Annotated in this window: 5 protein-coding genes; 2 read left to right on the forward strand and 3 right to left on the reverse strand. The window is 69.2% G+C overall.

Going from position 1 to position 5,215, the window contains the following annotated elements; genetic code table 11:
• Positions 1-1,960 (forward strand): 1,4-alpha-glucan branching protein GlgB (glgB, locus tag LI92_RS19570; protein WP_046321897.1); only part of this gene is annotated, 1,960 nt, incomplete at its 5' end.
• Positions 1,961-2,007: 47 nt separating this feature from the next.
• Here the strand turns inward: glgB and LI92_RS19575 are convergent.
• Together LI92_RS19575 and LI92_RS19580 are read right to left on the reverse strand one after the other, a co-directional pair.
• Positions 2,008-2,916: a tetratricopeptide repeat protein gene (locus LI92_RS19575; RefSeq protein ID WP_046321899.1), complete on the reverse strand. Its 909-nt coding sequence runs from the start codon at positions 2,914-2,916 to the stop codon at positions 2,008-2,010.
• A gap of 142 nt (positions 2,917-3,058) precedes the next feature.
• Positions 3,059-4,240: an acetyl-CoA C-acetyltransferase gene (locus tag LI92_RS19580; RefSeq protein ID WP_046321900.1), complete on the reverse strand. Its 1,182-nt coding sequence runs from the start codon at positions 4,238-4,240 to the stop codon at positions 3,059-3,061.
• A gap of 81 nt (positions 4,241-4,321) precedes the next feature.
• Here LI92_RS19580 and mce point away from each other — a divergent pair, with 81 nt between their 5' ends.
• A complete protein-coding gene (gene mce / locus LI92_RS19585; protein ID WP_046321901.1) occupies positions 4,322-4,816 on the forward strand; it encodes a methylmalonyl-CoA epimerase in 495 nt (164 codons plus the stop codon).
• A 4-nt stretch (positions 4,817-4,820) separates the two neighbouring features.
• On the opposite strand, the gene LI92_RS19590 is transcribed toward mce, so the two are convergent.
• A complete protein-coding gene (locus LI92_RS19590; RefSeq protein WP_046321903.1) occupies positions 4,821-5,117 on the reverse strand; it encodes an Rv1322 family protein in 297 nt (98 codons plus the stop codon).
• Between the last annotated feature and the right edge of the window lie 98 nt (positions 5,118-5,215).

Raw genomic sequence — 5,215 nt, forward strand, 5'->3', positions numbered from 1 at the left:
GCACTACCCGGATTCGGCCGAGTTCGCCGAACCCACCGGTGTGTGCCTGGTCGCCGACGGCTACCGGTTCGCCCCGACCTTGGGGGAACTGGACCTGTACCTGTTCGCCGAGGGGCGCCATGAACGTCTCTGGGAGGTGATGGGCGCTCATCGGCGCACCTTCACCACACCGGACGGCGAGGTGTCCGGCGTGTCCTTTGCGGTGTGGGCCCCCAACGCCACCGGCGTGAGTCTGATCGGTGACTTCAACGGGTGGTCCGGTGACAATGCACCGCTGCGGTCGTTGGGGTTCTCCGGTGTCTGGGAGCTGTTCTGGCCGGACTTCCCCACCGGCGGTCTCTACAAGTTCCGCGTGCACGGAGCCGACGGCGCGGTCACCGAGCGCGCCGACCCCTTTGCCTTCGCCACCGAGGTGCCGCCGCGCACCGCATCGGTGGTGACCTCGAGCGACTACACGTGGAATGACGCCGAGTGGATGGCCCAACGCGCCCGGCGTGACCCGGTGAACGAGCCGATGAGCACCTACGAGGTTCATCTGGGCTCCTGGCGTCCCGGCCTGAGCTACCGCCAGCTCGCGGTGGAACTGACCGAATACGTCGCACACCGGGGCTTCACCCATGTGGAACTGCTGCCGGTCGCCGAGCATCCCTTCGGCGGGTCCTGGGGTTATCAGGTGACGTCGTACTACGCCCCGACCGCCCGATTCGGCTCCCCGGACGACTTCCGGGCGCTGGTCGACGCCCTGCACGGCGCCGGTATCGGGGTGATCGTGGACTGGGTCCCGGCGCACTTCCCTAAGGACGACTGGGCGCTCGGCCGGTTCGACGGGACCCCGCTCTATGAGCACTCCGATCCGCGCCGCGGTGAGCAACTCGACTGGGGCACCTACGTGTTCGACTTCGGCCGACCGGAGGTGCGCAACTTCCTGGTCGCCAACGCCCTGTACTGGCTGACCGAGTTCCACGTGGACGGGTTACGGGTGGACGCCGTCGCATCGATGCTCTACCTCGACTACTCGCGGCCAGACGGCCAGTGGACCCCCAACATCTACGGGGGCCGGGAGAACCTGGAGGCGGTGCAATTCCTGCAGGAGCTCAACGCGACCACCCACCGGGTCGCGCCGGGCATTGTGACCATTGCCGAGGAGTCCACCTCCTGGCCCGGCGTCACCCGGGACACCGGCCTGGGCGGCCTCGGGTTTTCGATGAAATGGAACATGGGCTGGATGCACGACACCCTGGCCTATCTGGGTCATGATCCGGTGCACCGCAGCTATCACCACCACAACATGACGTTCTCGATGCTCTACGCGTTCAGCGAGAACTACGTTTTACCGATCAGCCATGACGAGGTGGTGCACGGCAAGGGCACCTTGTGGTCGAGGATGCCGGGAGACGACCACCACAAGGCCGCGGGCCTGCGCGCCCTGCTGGCCTACCAGTGGGCCCACCCCGGCAAGCAGTTGCTGTTCATGGGCCAGGAGTTCGGGCAGCGCAGCGAGTGGTGCAACGAACGCGGCGTCGACTGGTTTCAGCTCGATCCCGCCGTCGAGCCCGACGGTTACTCCCCCGGCATCCTGCGCCTGGTCGGCGACCTCAACGCCCATTACCGGGTCCTGCCCGCCCTGTGGACCCAGGACGCCGAACCCCGCGGCTATTCGTGGATCGACGCCAACGACTCGGCCAACAACGTGCTGAGCTTCCTGCGCTACGGCACCGACGGTTCGGTGCTGGCCTGCGTGTTCAACTTCGCCGGCGTCGCCCACACCGACTACCACCTCGGGCTGCCACGGGCGGGCCGCTGGCGCGAAGTGCTCAACACCGATGCGGCCGGCTATCGCGGTTCGGGTCAGGGCAACCTGGGCGGAGTCGAGGCCACCGACAGCCCGTGGCACGGCCGGCCGGCCTCGGCGGTGCTGGTCTTACCGGCCTTGTCGGCGGTGTGGCTCGCCCCGGAGTAGCCCGCGGGCCACGGCCACTACCGCGAGCCCTGGAGACTCGACCGGTGTCAGTACAGCGCGTTGGCCAGGTTGCGCCGGCCGGCGATGACCTCGGGATCGGCCGGGTCGAACAGCTCGAACAGCTCCACCAGCCGGGTCCGCACCTGGGTCCGCTCCTCGCCTGAGGTACGTCGCACCAGAGCGATCAACCGGTCGAAGGCGGCCGTGACGTCCTGGTTGAGGATCTGCACATCGGCGGCGGCGAAAGCGGCCTCGATGTCGTCGGGGTCGGCGTCGGCGCGGGCCGGCGCATCGGGCTGCCGGCTGGTCGCCCGCTCCAGGAAGGCGAGCTGGCGCAGCGCACCCTTGGCCTCGTTGTGGTTGGGGTCGGCATCCAGCAGAGCCTGGTAGGCGTCGCGCGCCGCGGCGAAGTCGCCCGCGTCGATGTGGTCGCGGGCCTGCGCCAGCTGCGGATCCACCTGCTCGGGCTGCTCGGCGTCGCCGGCAAGCTTGCCCGCGGTGGCCGACACCAGTGAGTCCACCCAGCGGCGCAACTGCTCGGGGGGCTGGGGGCCCTGAAAGCTGGTGATCGGCTGGCCGGCCGCCAGGGCCACCACGGTGGGCACCGCGTCCACGCCGAACACCTGCGCCACCCGCGGGGCGACGTCGACGTTGACGGTGGCAAGCGCCCACTTGGCCGGCCCGCCGGAGTTGTCGGCCTGCGCCAGCGCGGCCAGGGTGTCGGCCAGCTGGATGCAGGCCTCGCTGCGCGGCGACCACAGCAACACCACCACCGGCACCTGGTTGGACCGGACCAGCACCTCGTCTTCGAAGTTGGCCTCGGTGATCTCGGTGGCGCCCGGCGGGGCGGCGACGGTGCCGCCGGCGGCGCCGCCGGATGAAGCCGGCTTCTTGAGGCCGGACAAGTCCACTGCTCCGGCCAAGGCCGGTCCGATCGGGGGTCGAGGACGCGTCACGCCGTCAAGTCTGTCACGCCGCCCGCACGGCGCCGCCGAGGGCCGTTTGCCCGCGCCCCCACCCCGCTATGACGAAGATCACACGAGACGGGGGCGGGACACCGCCCCGGCGCCGGCAACACCGCAAAGGGCAGGACAGCCGCTACCCGGCGCGCAGGATGAGCGCGTCCCCCTGGCCGCCGGCACCGCACAGCGCGGCCACCGCGTAGCCCGAGCCGCGCCGCTTGAGCTCCAGGGCGGCGTGCAGGGTGATCCGCGCCCCCGACATCCCGATCGGGTGCCCCACGGCGATCGCGCCGCCGTGCACGTTGACCACGGCGGGGTCCACGCCCAGCTCCCGGGTCGAGGCCAGCGACACCGCCGCGAACGCCTCGTTGATCTCCACCACGTCGAGTTGGTCGACCGAGATACCCTCGCGGGCGATCGCCTTCTTGATGGCGTTGGCCGGCTGCGACTGCAGGGTCGAGTCCGGCCCGGCGACCACCCCGTGCGCCCCGATCTCACACAGCCAGTCCAGGCCCAGCTCCTGCGCCTTGGCTTTGCTCATCACCACCACGGCGGCGGCGCCGTCGGAGATCTGCGACGACGAGCCGGCGGTGATGGTGCCGTCGGAACGGAACGCCGGCTTGAGCCCGGCAAGCGACTCCGCGGTGGTGTTGGCGCGGATGCCCTCGTCCTCGGTGAACTCCAGCGGATCGCCCTTACGCTGCGGGATCTTCACCGGCACCACCTCGTCTTCGAACACGCCGTCCTTCCAGGCCGCGGCGGCCCTGCGGTGCGATTCGGCGGCGAACTCGTCCTGCTCGGCGCGGGTGAACTTGTCCACGTCGTTGCGCTGCTCGGTCAGCGCACCCATCGGCTGGTCGGTGAAGACGTCATGCAGGCCGTCGTAGGCGAGGTGGTCGCGCACCGTCACGTCGCCGTACTTGTAGCCCGACCGGCTGTCCAGCAACAGGTGCGGGGCCTTGCTCATCGATTCCTGGCCGCCGGCCACCACCACGTCGAATTCTCCGGCACGGATCAGCTGGTCGGCCATGGCGATGGCGTTGATTCCCGACAGGCACATCTTGTTGATGGTCAGGGTGGGCACGTCCCAGCCGATGCCGGCCGCCACCGCCGCCTGCCGGGCCGGCATCTGGCCCGCCCCGGCGGTGAGCACCTGGCCCATGATGACGTATTCCACCAGCGACGGCGGGACCTGAGCCTTCTCCAGCGCCCCGGCGATGGCAACAGCACCCAGGTCACTGCCGGAGAAATCCTTCAACGAACCCATCAAGCGGCCGATCGGGGTCCGAGCCCCAGCAACGATCACCGATGTCGTCATTACTACCTCCTGGGCAGGTCTTTGGATGCCGATCTTCCGGTCGGCTCAGCGCGATGTTCCCGCCCAGGTTACCGTTGCTTTATGACGACCGAATCCGTCGCTGACTCCTGCGAGGTACGCCCCGCCCTGGCTTCGGCCTTGGTGACCGCCATCGACCACGTCGGTATCGCGGTCCCCGACCTCGAAGCTGCCAAGAAGTGGTACCACGACAAGCTCGGCATGATCGTGCTGCACGAAGAGGTCAACGAGGAGCAGGGCATCGTCGAGGCGATGCTGACGGTGCGCGGCGCCCCGGTCGGCAGCGCGCAGATTCAGCTGATGGCCCCGATCGACGAGACGTCGACCATCGCGAAGTTCCTGGACAAGCGCGGCCCCGGCCTGCAGCAGCTGGCCTATCGCACCAGCGACATCGACGCCCTCTCCGAGCGGCTGCGCGAGCAGGGCGTTCGCCTGCTCTACGAGGTCCCGCGGCGCGGCACGTCGAACTCGCGCATCAACTTCATCCACCCCAAGGACGCCGGCGGCGTGCTGGTCGAGCTGGTCGAGCCGGCGGGCGAGGCCCCGGCGTCGCACTGACGCCTCAGGACCACTTGCGCGTCGGGCGCCGGTTGTCCCGGTTCGCCCAGCACGGGGTATGCCAATGCCGGCGGTCCTCGCCGGCGGCATCACTTGAGTCGGCCCGCCATGTCACCACATGCGCGACGCCGCAACGAATCTCATGGTCACACCCGGGGCACCGATAGATCTTGACCGCCCGGGCCCCGGCGATGGACTGCACCACGTAGTCGTAGCCGTCCGGCCCGGTCTGGATGCGCGGTGGCATGCGCAACGCCGGAAGCGGTTGCGCACGACGCGACGATCCGCGACCACGAGCCATGCCCCTAAGCCTAGGTGTTGTGACCTCGGAGGTTGTTGACGGCGTGCCTGCTTGAAATGGGGAGGACCTCCTGACGGAGTGGATGTGTCTGGCATCTA

The organism is Mycobacterium sp. UM_Kg1, assembly GCF_000972925.1.
GTDB lineage: Bacteria > Actinomycetota > Actinomycetes > Mycobacteriales > Mycobacteriaceae > Mycobacterium > Mycobacterium hiberniae.